Here is a 15,542-nt window from a genome sequence, read left to right on the forward strand (position 1 = left end):
CTTCACCTATCGCTACCGGAGCGCGGCGGCGCGCCGGGTCGCCGTCCCGCCGGCGCGCGGACGGCCCGGACGGGGACGTCAGCGCGCCGACCGTCGTTGACCATCGTCCCGCTCCGGCCGCCGCCGCGCAGTGCTCTTGACCGACTTCCCAACTCGCACACCGGCCTTACGGACGACCCGTCCGCCCATTTCGAACCCGTCCGCGAGGACGGCCACGACCGTTCCGGCGCGGTCCGGGTCGTCCACCTCGGCCACCCCCATGGGCCGGTGCCGGGACGCGTCGTAGGGTTCGCCGGGCTCGACCTCGAACCGGACGGCGCCGGTCCTGGCCAGCGCGTCGGCCACCTCGTCCGCGCACCCGCCGAGCAGCTTGGCGGCCTGCTCGGGGTCGGGCGCGGACCCGGCGGCCTGCCGCAGCGTGTCGTGCACCTTGTACAGCGCGGCGCGGACCGGTTCGAGCATCGACTCCAGCTCGCCCCGCCGCAGCCGCTGGTTCTCCTCGTGCAGCCGGTCGATGACCGACTCGCGGTGCGCGGCCCGCCCGTCCTCGCGGTCGAACCGCTCGACGAGCTCGCGCAGGACGTCCCGGACCTCCTCGACGGCCTCCAGCGTCCCCGCCGCGTCGGCGCCCCGGCCGGAGGTGGCGGCGGACTCGTCCTCGCCCTCACCCGAGGACCGCTCGTCGGCGTCTGAAGCACGTTCGCCGGAGTCGGAGTCGGACTCGGAGTCGGAGTCGGCTTCGTCCTTGTCCGTCGTGGACGCCGTCGCAGCCGCGTCGTCGTCTGCCCGGTTCTCCGGGCCACGTGCTTTCGGATCGCGTGCGTTATCGGCCGTCGTCTCGTGCGCCTCGTCCGGGCGCCCGGCCTCGTCCGCTTCGTCCGCTTCGTTCATGACGTCCACCTCGACGGGCTCGGAGGCGCCCGCGCGTTCCCGGGTGCTCGCGGACCTGCGAGGTTTCCGCTCGTCCCGCGAACCCGCGCTGACTTCCCGCTTCCGATCGCTCGACACGTTGAGTCACCCTAATGGGACGAACCTCGCAGGCATAGGGCGCGCTTGACCGCGCCCTGACATTTCCCCGGTCGGCGCGTGGTGCGCGGACCGGTTTCTTCCGCCGGACACGACGGGGTAACACGACCGAAACGCGCGTCCCCGAACCTGGTGACCTCGGAAGACATCACGGGAGGTGCCCATGTTGCTGCGGATTCGGGTCCGGCTGCCGGACCGTCCGGGCTCGCTCGCGAGCGTAGCGCGCACGCTCGGCGCGGCGGGCGCGGACGTGGTGCAGATGGCCGTGCTGGAACGGGACGGCGGCCGCGCGCTGGACGACTTCACGGTCGCCTGGCCCGCCGGCGCGGGCACCGCCGGCCTGCGCGACGGCCTCACCGCGATCCCCGGCGTCGCGGTCGCCGGGATCTGGCCGACGGTCGAGCCGAAGGGCGCGCACCCGGACGCCGCGCTGCTCGGCCAGCTCGCCGCCGACCCCGCGCGCGGCACGATGACGCTGGCCGACGCCGTCCCCGCGCTGCTGTCGGCGGACTGGGCGGCCCTCGCCGCCGACCACGTCCTGATCTACGGAAGCCTCTCCGCCCCCGCCAACGCCCCCGGATACGTGTACGAGAGCGCGTTGGGGGAGGGGTGGGGCGGGCCGTCGCGGGCTCGCGCGTTCTCCGGGGACGGCTTCCACTTCGCCGCCTGTCCCGTCTCGGACGGCCTGGACCTGCTCGTCGCGCGCGGCGGCGACGCGCCGCCCTTCCACCGCACCGAGGTGTTCCGCCTCGACCAACTCGTGGTGGCGGCGCGCGCCGTCCTGGCCGCGCCGGTGGGCCGGTGACCCGGCGACCTGACGGCCCGGTGACCTGACGGCCCGGTGGCCTGATGGCCCGGTGGCCTGACGGCCCGGTGACCCGGCCCGCGCATCGAACGCCGGCCATGGGCGAAACCTGGAGCGGGAAAGGCGAAACCGGACGCGGCACGCGCGCGTCTACGTACTCGGACACGGTTCCCGGCCGCGGCGGCGCGGTCGCGCTCGGGGCCGTGTCCTTGTCATCGCGGCACAGAACGCTGTTCGGAAACGCGCATCGGGATCTAGAGTCGGCAGTGGTCAGGTGTTCCCCGCCGCCCGGAGGTCTCGTCGATGGCCGAACTGCTCCGTCCCCACGCCGCCGCCCGCCCGGACGATCCCGCGCTGACCGACGAGCGCGGCGTCACGACCTGGGCGGAGCTGGACGCCCGCGCCGACCGGCTCGCGGGCGCGCTGCGCGGCCTCGGCCTGCGCGCCGGCGACGCGATCGCGATCCATTCGGGCAACCGCCGCGAGTACTTCGAGCTGATGTGCGCGGCGACGCACGCCGGGCTCCGGTACGTCCTGGTGAACTGGCACTGGACGGCCGACGAGCTGCGGTACGTCCTCACCGACTCCGGCGCCCGCGCGCTGTTCTCCGAGGACGCGTTCGGCGACGTCGCGCGCGAGGCGTCCGCGGGCCTGGATCTCGCCGCGCGCGTCGCGCTCGGCGAGCCGATCGAGGGGTTCACGCCGTTCGAGAAGTTCGTCGCGTCCGGTCCGGAGGGAGAGCCCGCCGACCAGGGGATGGGCCTGCCGATGTTCTACACGAGCGGCACGACGGGCCGTCCGAAGGGCGTGACGCGCAAGCTCGCGCAGGCGGGCGGCCCGCTGGACCGCGCGAAGGACATGGGGGACGGGTTCGCGCTGATCCTGGGCATCCCCGAGGGCGGCCGGTCGCTGCTGGTCGGGCCGGTCTACCACTCGGCGCAGTGGCTGTGGTCGCACATGCTGCTCCTGCGCGGACGGTCCGTCGTGATGACCCGCGCCTTCGACCCGGCCGAGACGCTCGCCCTCATCGACCGGCACCGCATCACGAACGTCCATCTCGTGCCGACGCAGTTCGTCCGGATGCTGCGCCTGCCCGGCGTGACGCGCGAGGCGTTCGACGGCTCGTCCCTGGCCTGCGTGTGGCACGGCGCGGCGCCGTGCGCGCCGGACGTCAAGCGCCGGATGATCGAGTGGTTCGGTCCGATCGTGCACGAGTACTACGGCTCGACCGAGGCGTCGGTGAACACGGTCATCACCGCCGAGGAGTGGCTCGCGCGGCCGGGCAGCGTGGGCCGCCCGCTGCCGACGACCGAGATCACGATCCTGCGCGAGGACGGTACGCGAGCCCGTCCCGGCGAGCCCGGCCAGATCTGGTTCCGCTACGCCAACGGCGACGACGTGGAGTACTGGGGCGACGAGGCGAAGACCCGCTCGGCGCACCGCGCGCCCGGCCTGTTCACCACCGGCGACGTCGGCCACCTGGACGAGGACGGCTACCTGTTCCTCGGCGACCGGACCATCGACATGATCATCAGCGGCGGGGTGAACATCTACCCGGCCGAGGTCGAAGGCGTGCTGATCACGCATCCGGCCGTCCGCGACGTGGCGGTGTTCGGCGTCCCGGACGAGGAGTTCGGCGAGCAGGTGAAGGCGGCGGTCGAGCTGGACGACGCCGTCACGCCGTCCGAGGGCCTCGTCGAGGAACTCGTCGCGCACGTCCGGGCGTCGCTCGCAGGGTACAAAGCCCCACGAACTATTGATTTCATGGACGAACTACCGCGAACTCCGACCGGAAAGCTCTACAAGCGCCTGCTGCGCGAGCCTTACTGGCAGAACCGCGACCGCCGCATCTAGACGCGTCCGTCGCATCTAGGCGCGTCCGAGGCGGCCCGAGTCATGCGGAATGGGTAACACTTCACAGACGGCCATGTCCTTTTGTGGTTTCCTGCGACGTGACAAATGCGGGTCCCGACGACGAGGCTGTTCGGAAGTGGTCCCTTGAGCAGTGGTCCCCAGATATTCGCGATCCCCCTGGAGGACGACGCGTACCTCGTGTACGCGCCCCTGCACGGCGTCGCCTTCGCTTCCACGAAAGGACTGGTGTCGTCCCTCTCCGGCGTCCTCGCCGGCGGCGACGGGGACGAGAGCGTGGTCGCGCTCGCCCGCGAGACGGGCCTCCTGAACGACCCTCCGCCGCTCCCCGTCACCCGGCACCGGGGCGACCCGTCGCCGACCGAGGTGACGCTGTTCCTCACGACGGCGTGCAACCTGCGCTGCACCTACTGCTACGCCTCCGCGGGCGACGCCCCCGCCACCTTCATGAGCATGGACGTCGCCAAGCGCGCGATCGACTTCGTCATGGCCAACGCCGAGCGCCTGGACGCGCCGTTCGCCGGAGTGCACTTCCACGGCGGCGGCGAACCCAGCGTCCACTGGAACCTGATGACCGAGGCGCTCGCCTACGCGCGCGAGCGCGCCGGGGACCTGCGCATCATCTCGTCCTCGGCGGGGAACGGCGTCTTCACCGACCGGCAGATCGACTGGATGATCGCCAACCTGGACGGTGGGATGAGCCTGTCGTTCGACGGCCTGCCCGAGGTTCACGACAGGCACCGTCCGACCGTCCGGGGCACCGGGTCGAGCGGGCGCGTCATGCACACCATGCGGCGCTTCACCGAGGCGGGCTACCCGTACGCGGTGCGGCTGACCGTGACGGCGGAGCAGATCCCGCTGCTGCCGGACTCGGTCGAGTTCGTCCTGGCGAACTTCACTCCCACGCGCGTCCAGGTCGAGCCCGCCTACCAGCTCGGACGGCACGAGGGCGAGCCGGACGCCGAGACCGAGGAGTTCATCAAGGCCTACCGGGAGGCGCAGGCGCGCGCCGCCCGGTACGGCCACGAGCTGGCCTACAGCGCGGCGCGCGTCGGCCAGCTCAGCAACCATTTCTGCGGCGTCACGCAGGACAACTTTTGCGTGACGCCCGCGGGCAACGTGTCGGCGTGCTTCGAGGCGTTCTCCGAGGACAACGAGTTCGCGGACGTCTTCTTCTACGGGACGTCCGCGCCGCCCGGTTCGGACGGTTACACCTTCGACATGGCCGCGCTCGACGGCCTGCGCGACCTGGGCGTGGAGAACCGGTCGTTCTGCGACGGCTGCTTCGCCCGCTGGAACTGCGCGGGGGACTGCTACCACAAGTCGCTCGCGACGAACGGGCGCGGGGAGTTCGCCGGATCGCAGCGCTGCCACATCACCCGCGAACTGGTGAAGGACCAGATCCTCGCCCGCATCGCCGACGCGGGCGGGCTCATCTGGCGCGACGGCCGCGAGGACGTCCCCTGCGCCGTCCACGGAGGCGCGCATGAGTGACGTGATGCTGCCCTGGCCGGAACCCCGCCGCCCCGACCGCGACCAGCGCGACGCGAAGGGACCCGCGCCGCGCCGGGAGCAGGCGGAAGGGAAGCGGTCCGCGTCCGGCCGGGAGCAGCCGGAAGGGAAGCGGTCCGCGTCGGGCCGGGAGCAGGCGGCAGGAAGACGGTCCGCGTCGGGCCGGGAGCAGGCGGAGGCGAAGCCGTCCGCGCCGCGCTACGAGCTGCGGAGCGTGATGGACGACGGTTCGGCCGGTCCGGTCGAGGTGCTGCCGATCGTGCGTCCGCCGTGGGACGCCAAGGCCGGACGGCGCGGTTTCCTCGGCGCGGGCATCGCGTCCTCGGTGGCGGCGGCGATGCTGCTCAGCGCGTGCGGCACGAAGGAGAACCCGTCGCCGACGTACGGTCCGGGCGGCGCCGGCGGTCCGAGCGACTCGCCGACCGGCGCCGACACGCCGTCCGACACCTACAGCCCGACCTACACGCCGCCCGACTCGCCGAGCGAGTCGCCGTCCGACGAGCCCTCCGACACCTACTCCCCGCCGGAGTACACGCCCCCGGACACCGGAGGCGGCGGCGGTGGACGCATCTGCACCTGCAACAAGGTCTGCACCTGCATCCCGATCTGCCAGGCGCACCGGCTGCTGGACGCCGACGCGGTCGTCCGGCGGATGGCCGAGACCGTCGTGGTCGCGATGGGCCTGGACGAGCTGCCCTACCTGCGCTGGGCGGCGTCCGAGGCCGCATCGCCGCTGCGCCGCCGGATTGAGAGGCTCGTCGCCGAGCTGCGGGACGGGCGCCGCCTCCGCCACGCCGACCTGCACGGATTCGACTGCGATCCCTACCTCGACTCCGCCGACCCGGTCGTCGCGACGATGGCCGCGCAGGTGCTCACCCTGCGCGCGCTGGCGCTCGGGACGCGCCTGACCGGCCCGCTCGGCGAGCGCGTCGCGCACGCCCTGCGCGCCGGTCACGCCTTGCACGCCGAGCGCGCGCTCGCCTGGACGGCCTGACGCGCGCCCGGACCTGGGCGGTTCGGTGTCCTGCGGGGTGACGCCGCCGCTCCGGGGCCTCGCCCTGCTCTGGTCCCACCGGACCTAGAGCAGGGCGAGGACTGCGTCCAGGTCGGTGAGGCCGGCGTCGGATCCGAGGCCCTGCGCGACCGTCGCGGCGGCGGCCGTGCCCCAGCGCGCGGCCTCCAGGTAGGGGAGTCCGCGCAGCAGGGCCGTCAGGTAGCCGGCGCAGTAGGCGTCGCCGCAGCCGGTGGTGTCGACGACCGGGACGTCCAGCGCGGGCACGCGGTGCACGGTCTCGCGCGTGGCGAGCAGGCTGCCCTCCGCGCCGAGCGTGACGACGACGGACGCCGGTCCCTCCGCGAGCAGGAGGCGCGCGGCGAGTTCCGGGTCGTCCTCGCCGGTGAGGACGGCGGCCTGCTCCTCGTTCGGCAGGACGTGGTCCACGTGCCCGAGGAAGGCGCGGGCGCCGTGCAGCAGGTCCGGCATGTTGGACAGGAAGTCGAGCGTCACGACGGTCCCGGACGCGCGGGCGGCGTCCAGCGAGGCGAGGAACGCCGGATCGTTCAGGCCGAACGTCACGTCCGGGCCGCCGAGGTGGATCGCGTCGGCCGCCGCGAGCAGGCCGGGATCGACCGCGTTGGCGGTGAGCGTGAGGTTCGCGCCGGGGGCGTGGAAGGACGGCCGCCCGCCGTCCGGGCGGATCGGCAGGACGGACGCGGCGGTCTGCGCGTCCGCGCGCCGGACCAGGCCGCTGACGTCCACGCCGTGCCGGGTCATCAGCACGCCGAGCAGGTCGCCGAGGTCGTCGTCGCCGACCGCGCCGACCGACACGACCTCGTTGCCGAGGCGCGCGAGCGCGACGGCCGTCCCCGCGGCGGACCCGGCCGCGGTCACGCGGATCTCGTCCACCACGACCGTGTCCTGGCCGCCCGGGAGCTCGTCCACCGGGCGGGCCAGGACGTCCACGATGTGCGCTCCGAGCGTCAGTACCACCACGGCGGGTCTCCCTCAGAAGATCGTCAGGGCCGTAGCCTACGACCCCGGACGTCTCGGATGTGAGGAGAAGACGGGTGCTGCTTCCGGCTGGTCGGGCGAGGGTGTGCGAGGCGGGTCGCCGCGTGGTGGAGGAGGGGCTGGTGACCGGGGCCGCGGGCAACATCAGCCTGCGGGACGGGGACCGGGTCGTCGTGACGCCGGGCGGTTCGCGGCTCCACCGGCTGGACGGCCGCGACTGCCCGGTGCTCGACCTCGACGGCCGGATCGTGGACGGCGAGCGGACGCCGTCGTCCGAGACGCCGATGCACCTGGCGATCTACCGCGAGACGGACGCGGGCGCGATCGTGCACACGCACTCGGCCCACTGCGTGGCGGTCTCGACCGTCCTGGACGAGCTGCCCGCGATCCACTACTACACGCTGATGCTGGGCGGGATCGTCCGTGTCGCCCCGTACGCGACGTACGGCACGCCGGAGCTGGCGCGCAACGTGCTGGCCGCGCTCGACGGAGGGCGGCGCGCCGCGCTGATGGCGAACCACGGAGCGGTCGCGCTCGGCCGCGACCTGGACGAGGCGGTCGAGAACGCGCTGCTCCTGGAGTGGCTGTGCGGCGTCTACATCTCCGCCCGGACGCTCGGCGAGCCGCGCACGCTGTCCGGCGCGCAGCTCGGCGACGTGCTGGAGCGCTTCGCGGGCCCCAGCTACGTCCCTCCCGCCTGACTTCGCCGGGCCTGCGCCCCTTTCGCCTGTCCGACCGGGGAGCGTCCCTCCCGCGGGATGCGCGCGGCTGTGTAACCTAGCGCTTGCTAGGTAATCGCGAGAAGGGACGTCCATGTCGGACTTCGTGCTGGTCGAACGGCCCCGTCCGCACGTCGCGCTGGTCACGCTGAACCGGCCCGAGCGGATGAACGCGATGGCGTTCGACGTCATGGTCCCCTTCCGCGACGCGCTCGCGGGGATCTCGCGCGACAACGACGTCCGCGCGGTCGTGGTCACCGGCGCCGGGCGCGGCTTCTGCTCCGGCGCCGACCAGGAGTCGCCCGGACGCATCCCCGGCATCGACGGCCTCACCGTCTCCACGATCGCGCTGCGCTCGATGGAGCTGCTCGACGACGTGATCCGGACGCTGCGCCGCATGCACCAGCCGGTGATCGCGGCGGTGAACGGCCCGGCGATCGGCGGCGGCCTGTGCCTGGCGCTCGCCGCCGACATCCGGCTCGCCGCGTCCGGGGACGCCTACTTCCGCGCCGCCGGGATCAACAACGGCCTCACCGCGAGCGAGCTCGGCCTGTCCTACCTGCTGCCGCGCGCGATCGGGGCGTCCCGGGCGTTCGAGATCATGCTGTCCGGACGGGACGTGGACGCCGCCGAGGCCGAGCGCGTCGGCCTGGTCTCCCGCGCCGTCGAGCCGGGCAAGCTGCTGGACGCCTGCTACGAGCTGGCCGGGCGGATCGCCGCGTTCAGCCGTCCCGGCGTCGAGCTCACCAAGCGGATGCTGTGGGCGAGCCTGGACGCCGGGAGCCTGGACGCGCACATGGACCACGAGGGCCTCGGGCAGCTGTTCGTCCGGCTCACCACCCGCAACTTCGAGGAGGCGACGGCGGCGCGCAAGCAGGGCCGCCAGCCCCGCTTCGCCGACTGACCGAACCCGCGCGGCACGCGCCGGCCGGCCGCCCGGTCGTGGTGTGATGGGCGGGTGCCGAGCCTCAGCCACGAGGAGGCGCGCGCCCGCCTGGCCGCCGCGCCCGTGGCCCGGCTCGCCACGGTGTCGCCGGACGGCCGTCCGCACGTCGTCCCGATCACGTTCGCGGTGGCGCGGGGCAGCGTGTTCACGGCCGTGGACCACAAGCCCAAGACCAGCCGCGACCTGCGGAGGCTCGCGAACCTGCGGGCGAACCCGCGCGCGGCCGTCCTCGCCGACCACTACGACGAGGACTGGGACCGGCTGTGGTGGGTCCGCGCGGACGGCCGGGCGCGCGTGCTCTCCGAGCCGTCCGCGATGGCCGCGCCGCTCGACCTGCTCGCCGGCCGCTACCCGCGCTACCGCGACCGCCGCCCGGACGGCCCGGTGATCGAGATCGTGATCGACCGCCTGGTGGGCTGGACGGCGTCCGGCGTCACGGCACCACCCCCCGAGCGGCCGGAGGCTCCCAGGCGTCGGCGATCGCCGTGAGGCGGTCGGCGTACTCGATGTGGGACGCCCATTCGGCGGGCCAGGCGTCCATGCCGAGATGCGCCCCGGCGAACGCGCCCGCCAGGCACGCGATCGAGTCGGAGTCGCCGGAGCTGGCCGCGCCGCGCCGGATCGCGGCGACCGGGTCGTCCGGGAACAGCAGGAAGCAGTAGAGCCCGGTCGCGAACGCCTCCTCGGCGATCCAGCCCGCGCCGGTCGCCTCACAGGGGTCGGCGTCGCGGTCGGGGCGGAGCAGCGCGGCGTCCAGGCGGTCGAGGACGGCCAGGCAGTCGTCCCAGCCGCGCGCGATGAACGCCTCGGCGGACGCGTCGTGCGAGTGCGTCCAGAGCGCGCCGAGCCAGTCGTGCCGGTACACCGTGCGCTGCTCGTTCGCGCGCTGCCGGAGCGCGGCCGGAAGGTCGGCGGGGGACATGCCGTCCAGGAGCCATCGGGTCGCGAAGGCCGTGAGCTCGCTCGCGGCGAGTCCGGTCGGGTGCCCGTGCGTGAGCGCGGCCTGGAGCTGCGCCGCGCCCGCCCGCTGGTCGTCGCGGAGGCCGGGCGCGAGGGCGACCGGCGTGACGCGCATGTTCGCCCCGCAGCCCTTGGAGCCGATCTGCGTCGCCTCCTCCCACGGCAGGCCGCGGTCGAGGCCCTCGCAGGCGCGCAGGCAGGTGTTCCCGGGCGCGCGGTTGTTCTCCGGGTCGTGCAGCCAGTCGACGAACCGCCGCCGCCACATCGGCGTGATCAGCTTCGCGTCGAGCGGCGGGTTCCGCAGCGCGTCGACCAGCCCTTCGGCCACGGCCAGCGCCATCTGCGTGTCGTCGGTGACGAGCGCGGGCGTCCGCTCGAAGTCCCGCGGGCCGTCCGGCCCGTACCGCTTGTGGATCTGCTTCATGCCGAGGAACTCGGTGGGCGCGCCCAGCGCGTCCCCGTAGGCCAGCCCGAACAGGCTTCCGCTCACTCGTCTCATTGCACCCCTGACACGTAGTTTCCCGGTGTCACACCGTAATACCGGACGAACCACCGGTGCATATGGCTCTGGTCGGCGAACCCGGTGAGCGCCGCCGCTTCGGCCGGCGGCGTCCCCGCGCGCAGGAGCCTGCGCGCCTCGCGAAGCCGTAGCTGCCGCTGGTAGTCGCTCGGCGCCATCCCGTACACCCGGCGGAACCCCCGGTACAGGGCGAAACGGCTGCTCCCGGCCGCCGCCGCGAGATCGTCGGCCGTCACGTCCGCCAGGGGATCGTCGTGCAGGATCTCCCGTGCGCGCGCGACCGCGCCGTCCGGCTGCCTCCTCGGCTCGGAGAGGCGGGCGGCGCGGCGGGCCAGCGCCGTCACCGCGCGCGTCGTCAGCTCGTCCCGCCTCAGCGCGGACGCGCCGTCGAGCAGCCCCTGATGCAGGTCGCGCAGGCTCGCCGCCAGGACCGGGTCGGCCACGACCGGCGACGCGAACAGCGGCGCCCCGCCCCGCACCCGCGCGTCCGTCAGGACGTCCTCGACCAGCTCCGGCCCCAGGTGGACGATCCGGTAGGTGAAGCCGAGCGAGTCCGCGGCCTGCCCGTCGTGCGGGTCGTCCGGGTTGAACGCCATGACCATCCCGGCCGCGCTGGTGTGCGCGCCGCCCCGGCACCGGAACGCCTGCGCGCCCGCCTCGGTCACCCCGAACGAGTACGTCTCGTGGCTGTGCCGGTGGTAGACGTGCCTCTCGAAATGCGCGTACATGGCCTCGACCGGACGGTCCGGATCGCGCCAGTAACGGGTCCACTCGCCTTCCACCCGTCCATCGTGGCGCACCAGCGTTCAATACCGCGACCTGCGCGTTCGGTGAGAATCCTCGCATGCGCTTCGACACCAAGATCGGGATCGTGGTCCGCGACGACCTGGCCGCCTGGCAGCGGCTCAACGTGACCGCGTTCCTCTCCAGCGCGGTCGCCGCGGGCGCCCCCGAGCTGATCGGCGAGCCCTACGAGGACGGCTCCGGCAACCGCTACCTCCCGATGCTGGGCCAGCCGGTGCTGGTCTACACGGCGTCCGCCGAGCAGCTCGCGTCCGTGCACGCCCGCGTCCTCACCCGGGCGGACATCAGCGAGGCCGTCTACATCGAGGACATGTTCAAGACCGGCAACGACGCCGACAACCGCGCGACCGTCCTCGCCCGAGCAGCGGGCGACCTGCCCCTCGTCGGGGTCGCCGTGCACGGCCCGCGCAACCCGGTGGACAAGATCCTCAAGGGGCTGTCGCTGCACCCCTGACGCCGTCCGCGGTGATCCCGACGAGCCCGGCGAGGCGGTCGCGGTGGGCGGCGGGCGGGCCGAACAGCTCCTGGGACGCCTTCGCCCGCTTGAAGTACAGGTGGGCGTCGTGCTCCCAGGTGAACCCGATCCCGCCGTGGAGCTGGATCGTCTCGCCCGCGACGTGGAAGTAGGCGTCCGAGCAGAACGCCTTGGCGAGCGCCGCCGCCACGGGCAGCTCGCCGGACGCGCCGTCGGACGCGCCGTCGGACGCGCCGTCGGACGCGCCCGCGGGCGCGTCGTCGGCGGCCGAGGCGGCGTTCAGCATCGCCGACCGCGCCGACTCGACCTGGACGAACATGTCCGCGCACCGGTGCTTGACCGCCTGGAAGCTCCCGATCGGCCGTCCGAACTGCTCGCGCACCTTCACGTACTCGACGGTCATCTCCAGCGCGCGCTCGGCTCCGCCGACCTGCTCGGCGGCGAGCAGCGTGGCGGCGACGTCGCGGGCGCGCGCGAGGGCGGCGTCCGCGTCCGCGGCGACGAGCCGCGCGGGGACGTCCGCGAAGTCGAGCCGGGCGAGCTTCCGCGTCTGGTCGAGCGTGGGGAGCGGCGTCCGGGTGAGGCCGCCGGCGTCGCCGTCCACGGCGAACAGCGCGGTCGAGCCGTCGCCGGACCGGGCCGCGACCAGGATCAGGTCGGCGGTGTGACCGTCCAGGACGTAGGTCTTCGTGCCGCTGAGCACGCCGTTCTCGCAGGTCATCGCGGGCGGGGCGGTCCAGCGGCCGTCCTCGGTCCAGGCGAGGGTCGCGATGGACGAGCCGTCCGCGATGCCCTGAAGATCGCCGGCCTCCGCGCCGGCGGCCAGCAGCGCGGGCAGCGCGAGCCCGACCGTGGCGAGGAACGGCCCGCAGTACAGGACGCGTCCCATCTCCTCGAACACGACGGCCAGCTCCCGCACCCCGAACCCGGACCCGCCGTGCTCCGCCGGGACGGCGAGCCCCTGGAGGCCCAGCTCACCGGCCATGCGCCGCCACAGCTCCCGGTCGAGGCCGTCCCGCGTCGCCATCAGCCGCCGCGCCGCGGCGACGGGCGCGTGCTCGGCGAGGAATCGGCGCAGCACGGCCCGCAGCTCCCGCAGCTCCTCGGTCTCGACCAGGGTCATCGTCCGCCTCCCGACCAATGCGGCCAAACGCTTGCTTGGCAAGCATACGGGTCAGCGGATCGACGTGTCCTCCAGGGACTCCAGCAGGACGCGCAGCGCCGCGTCGAACTGCTCCCGCCGCTCGGGCGGGAGCGCCGCCAGCATCCGCGCGACGTTGTCGACGTGCGGGGCCATCAGGCCGTCGATGAGTTCGAGCCCCTCGGGCGTGAGCCGGATCTGGACCGACCGGCGGTCGCCGCCGTTCCGGACCCGCTCGACCAGGCCCTTGGCCTCCAGCTTGTCGATCCGGTTGGTGATCGCGCCGGACGTCACGAGCGACGCCTTGAGCAGCGCGCCGGGCGTCATCGTGTACGGCGCGCCCGACCTGCGCAGCGTGGCGAGCATGTCGAACTCGTGGTTCTCCAGCCCGTGCCGCCGGTAGAAGTCGTGGTTGGCCTGCTGGAGCCGGTACCGGAGCCGGGCGATCCGCCCGTTGATCCCCATGGCCTGGAGGTCCAGGTCGGGGCGCTCGCGGGCCCACTGGTCGAGGATCGCGTCCATCGCGTCGGCCATGCCGGGTCCTCCGGTTCCTCGCGTGACCTATGTCTCAACGTTAAGAGGATCAATGCTGAGGCATTCTGTGTTGGTATCTCAACGTTGAGATTATCAAGGTGAAGGAGTTCCGGCCATGACCACCTCCCAGGCGGCCACCCTGGCGCCCGCCGAAGCCGCGCAGAAGGTCCCCCTCCGCCGGTGGCTGGGCGTCGGCGCGGTCGCGTCCGGGACGTTCGCGATGGTGACCCTCGAACAGCTCCCCGTCGGCCTGCTCAGCTCCGTCGGCTCCGACCTGCACGTCTCCGAGGGCGTCGCGGGCCTGATGGTCACGGTCCCCGGCCTGGTCGCCTCGGCCGCCGCGCCCCTGCTGCCCGTCGCGATCCGCCGCCTGGACCGGCGCCACGTGCTGATCGGCCTGATCTCGCTCATGGTCGTCGCGAACGTCCTGACGGCCCTGGCGCCGAACTTCGCGACGCTGCTGGCGGCCCGCTTCCTGGTCGGCGTCGGCATCGGCGGGTTCTGGGCGATGGCGGCGGGCATCGCCGTGCGGCTCGTCCCGTCCCACGCGGTGCCCAAGGCGACGGCGCTGACGTTCGGCGGCGCGACGGCCGCGAACGTCCTGGGCATCCCGGCGGGGACCCTGATCGGAAGCCTCACGAGCTGGCGCGTGGCCTTCGTGTCCGTGGCCGTCCTGGGACTGGTGATCGTCGTGGCCCTCGTCGCGCTGCTGCCGTCCCTGCCCGCCGACGACGCGGTGCGGCTGCGGGCGCTGGCCGCGCAACTGCGCGTCCCGGCCGTCCGGACCGGCATCCTCGCGACGTTCTTCCTGGTCAGCGGCAACTTCGCCGCCTTCACCTTCGTGAACCCGCTGCTGCGCGACCTCTCCGGCCTCCCGAAGGACGCGGTCGGCGGACTGCTCCTGCTCTTCGGCGCGGCCGGAATCGCGGGCAACTTCCTGGCCGGAATGCTGCTCTCCCGGAACGTCCGCCGGACGATCCTGGCCGTGAGCCTGACCCTGGCCGCCGTCCTGGCCCTGTTCCCGCTCCTCGGCGCGAACCCGGCCGGCGGCGTGGCCCTGCTGCTCGTCTGGGGGCTGGCGTTCGGCGGCATCCCGGTCAGCGTCCAGACCTGGATCCTGCGCTCGGCCCCGGACGCCGCCGAGGCCGCGACGGCCCTGAACACCAGCCTCTTCAACCTGGCGATCGCCCTCGGCGCCCTCTTCGGCGGCCTGGTCGTCGACCACCTGGCGCTGCGCGGCGTCCTGTGGCTCGGCGCGGCGCTGATCCTCGGCACGACCGTCGCCATCGCCAGGGCCCGCGACCAAGGACGTTGACCCGCGGGGAAGGCCGCCGTCCGTTCGACAGTGCGGGAATCGGTGTTCGGAACCGGGGCTTTTCGGCTGGGCGCCGCCGCCTCACGAGGCCGCCACCCTGACGTTACGCAGAGTGATGTCTCCGCTGCGAGGCGTGAGGGTGAGAGATGGCCGGGCACAGGTCTCACAAGCCCGAAAGGGCTGGTCACAAGCGGCAAGGCCGCGCACAGCAGACACCGAACCCCGAAGGAGAACCATTCATGGCTGTCACCGAGGGCGATCTCGCGTTCACCGCGCAGCGGATCGAATTCACCCACGAGTCCTCCAAGGGAGGGCTCAACATGACCAAGACGATCAGCCTGCCCCGGAAGATCCTCTACGACGCCAACGACAAGGCCATGGTCCAGGTGGCCATGCAAGGCTGGCGCCTGGAGTCGGAGAACAACGCCAACAACCGCGAAGACGTCGAGTGGGGCCAGGGCGGCGTCACGATCTCGCGCGAGGGCGTCGACGGCCCGGACGTCACCGTCCGCGTCAAGGCGGACATGGGCCCGCAGGACCCCACGGCGTGGAAGTTCTCCGGGTGGGTGGACGTGCTCGTCATCGGCCTGGTCAAGAAGGCCAAGGGCGACTAGTCCGCCCCTCGAAATGAGCATCTGACCGCCATTGGGACGCACGCGATGCGAATGCGGTGCGGACGCGGTGCGGGTGCGACAACGCCTCGCCGGCGCTCTCGCCGGCGAGGCGTTCGCGTCTCGGTCGGCAGCCGCCAATTGATTGTTCGTTGCGTACTGGACGCGGTGAACGTTCGATAGCGGATGTCCGCGGCGCTGCGGATGAGTGGCGTCCGCCGAGGACATTGTTGCGGAGGCGAGACCTCCCGCGCCCTCTTTCGAGGACGCGGGAGGTCTCGCCATATGGGC

16 protein-coding genes are annotated in these 15,542 nt (G+C 73.2%); 10 read left to right on the forward strand and 6 right to left on the reverse strand.

What is annotated here, in order from left to right; translation table 11 throughout:
- Nucleotides 1–78 precede the first annotated feature (78 nt).
- Nucleotides 79–891 carry a nucleotide exchange factor GrpE gene (locus tag ACFPCY_RS21035; RefSeq protein ID WP_378257635.1) on the reverse strand — a complete coding sequence of 271 codons (813 nt, stop codon included), beginning with the start codon at nt 889–891 and terminating at the stop codon, nt 79–81.
- A 298-nt stretch (nt 892–1,189) separates the two neighbouring features.
- Between ACFPCY_RS21035 and ACFPCY_RS21040 the strand changes: the two genes are divergently transcribed.
- The 4 genes from ACFPCY_RS21040 (at nt 1,190) to ACFPCY_RS21055 (ending at nt 6,209) form a co-directional block, all read left to right on the forward strand.
- Complete coding sequence (locus tag ACFPCY_RS21040) at nt 1,190–1,831, forward strand: ACT domain-containing protein (RefSeq protein WP_378257637.1); 642 nt, start codon at nt 1,190–1,192, stop codon at nt 1,829–1,831.
- 303 nt (nt 1,832–2,134) lie between these two features.
- Nucleotides 2,135–3,685 (forward strand): AMP-binding protein, encoded by a 1,551-nt coding sequence (locus ACFPCY_RS21045; protein WP_378257639.1) that lies wholly within the window; start codon nt 2,135–2,137, stop codon nt 3,683–3,685.
- 144 nt (nt 3,686–3,829) lie between these two features.
- A complete protein-coding gene (locus tag ACFPCY_RS21050; protein WP_378257641.1) occupies nt 3,830–5,197 on the forward strand; it encodes a radical SAM protein in 1,368 nt (455 codons plus the stop codon).
- Nucleotides 5,190–6,209 (forward strand): hypothetical protein, encoded by a 1,020-nt coding sequence (locus ACFPCY_RS21055; protein WP_378257643.1) that lies wholly within the window; start codon nt 5,190–5,192, stop codon nt 6,207–6,209. The genes ACFPCY_RS21050 and ACFPCY_RS21055 overlap by 8 nt, the downstream gene beginning before the upstream one ends.
- 84 nt (nt 6,210–6,293) lie before the next feature.
- Here ACFPCY_RS21055 and ACFPCY_RS21060 read toward each other — a convergent pair whose 3' ends face one another.
- Nucleotides 6,294–7,208: a carbohydrate kinase family protein gene (locus tag ACFPCY_RS21060; RefSeq protein WP_378257645.1), complete on the reverse strand. Its 915-nt coding sequence runs from the start codon at nt 7,206–7,208 to the stop codon at nt 6,294–6,296.
- A 101-nt stretch (nt 7,209–7,309) separates the two neighbouring features.
- Between ACFPCY_RS21060 and ACFPCY_RS21065 the strand changes: the two genes are divergently transcribed.
- From ACFPCY_RS21065 to ACFPCY_RS21075, 3 genes are all read left to right on the forward strand, one after another.
- On the forward strand, nt 7,310–7,927 hold the full coding sequence (locus ACFPCY_RS21065) for a class II aldolase/adducin family protein (RefSeq protein ID WP_378258433.1): 618 nt from the start codon (nt 7,310–7,312) through the stop codon (nt 7,925–7,927).
- 112 nt (nt 7,928–8,039) lie between these two features.
- On the forward strand, nt 8,040–8,849 hold the full coding sequence (locus tag ACFPCY_RS21070) for an enoyl-CoA hydratase (protein ID WP_378257647.1): 810 nt from the start codon (nt 8,040–8,042) through the stop codon (nt 8,847–8,849).
- Between the two features lie 54 nt (nt 8,850–8,903).
- Nucleotides 8,904–9,380: a TIGR03668 family PPOX class F420-dependent oxidoreductase gene (locus ACFPCY_RS21075; RefSeq protein ID WP_378257650.1), complete on the forward strand. Its 477-nt coding sequence runs from the start codon at nt 8,904–8,906 to the stop codon at nt 9,378–9,380.
- Here ACFPCY_RS21075 and ACFPCY_RS21080 read toward each other — a convergent pair.
- A complete protein-coding gene (locus tag ACFPCY_RS21080; RefSeq protein ID WP_378257652.1) occupies nt 9,325–10,350 on the reverse strand; it encodes an ADP-ribosylglycohydrolase family protein in 1,026 nt (341 codons plus the stop codon). The genes ACFPCY_RS21075 and ACFPCY_RS21080 overlap by 56 nt on opposite strands.
- A complete protein-coding gene (locus ACFPCY_RS21085; RefSeq protein ID WP_378257654.1) occupies nt 10,347–11,153 on the reverse strand; it encodes an AraC family transcriptional regulator in 807 nt (268 codons plus the stop codon). Before ACFPCY_RS21085 ends, ACFPCY_RS21080 begins: the two co-directional genes overlap by 4 nt.
- A 62-nt stretch (nt 11,154–11,215) precedes the next feature.
- On the opposite strand from ACFPCY_RS21085, the gene ACFPCY_RS21090 reads away from it, so the two are divergent.
- The gene (locus ACFPCY_RS21090) at nt 11,216–11,629 is read left to right on the forward strand and encodes a DUF2000 family protein (protein WP_378257657.1); all 414 of its coding nucleotides are present in this window, start codon (nt 11,216–11,218) and stop codon (nt 11,627–11,629) included.
- Here ACFPCY_RS21090 and ACFPCY_RS21095 read toward each other — a convergent pair.
- Entirely contained in the window at nt 11,604–12,773 is a 1,170-nt protein-coding gene (locus tag ACFPCY_RS21095; protein WP_378257659.1) for an acyl-CoA dehydrogenase family protein, read from the reverse strand. The genes ACFPCY_RS21090 and ACFPCY_RS21095 overlap by 26 nt on opposite strands.
- 51 nt (nt 12,774–12,824) lie before the next feature.
- Complete coding sequence (locus tag ACFPCY_RS21100; RefSeq protein ID WP_378257662.1) at nt 12,825–13,325, reverse strand: MarR family winged helix-turn-helix transcriptional regulator; 501 nt, start codon at nt 13,323–13,325, stop codon at nt 12,825–12,827.
- Between the two features lie 115 nt (nt 13,326–13,440).
- On the opposite strand from ACFPCY_RS21100, the gene ACFPCY_RS21105 reads away from it, so the two are divergent.
- The gene (locus ACFPCY_RS21105) at nt 13,441–14,640 is read left to right on the forward strand and encodes an MFS transporter (protein ID WP_378257664.1); all 1,200 of its coding nucleotides are present in this window, start codon (nt 13,441–13,443) and stop codon (nt 14,638–14,640) included.
- A gap of 239 nt (nt 14,641–14,879) precedes the next feature.
- The gene (locus ACFPCY_RS21110) at nt 14,880–15,254 is read left to right on the forward strand and encodes a hypothetical protein (protein WP_378257666.1); all 375 of its coding nucleotides are present in this window, start codon (nt 14,880–14,882) and stop codon (nt 15,252–15,254) included.
- Nucleotides 15,255–15,542: the final 288 nt, after the last annotated feature.

It is taken from the genome of Actinomadura gamaensis (assembly GCF_042652125.1).
Lineage (GTDB): Bacteria > Actinomycetota > Actinomycetes > Streptosporangiales > Streptosporangiaceae > Spirillospora > Spirillospora gamaensis.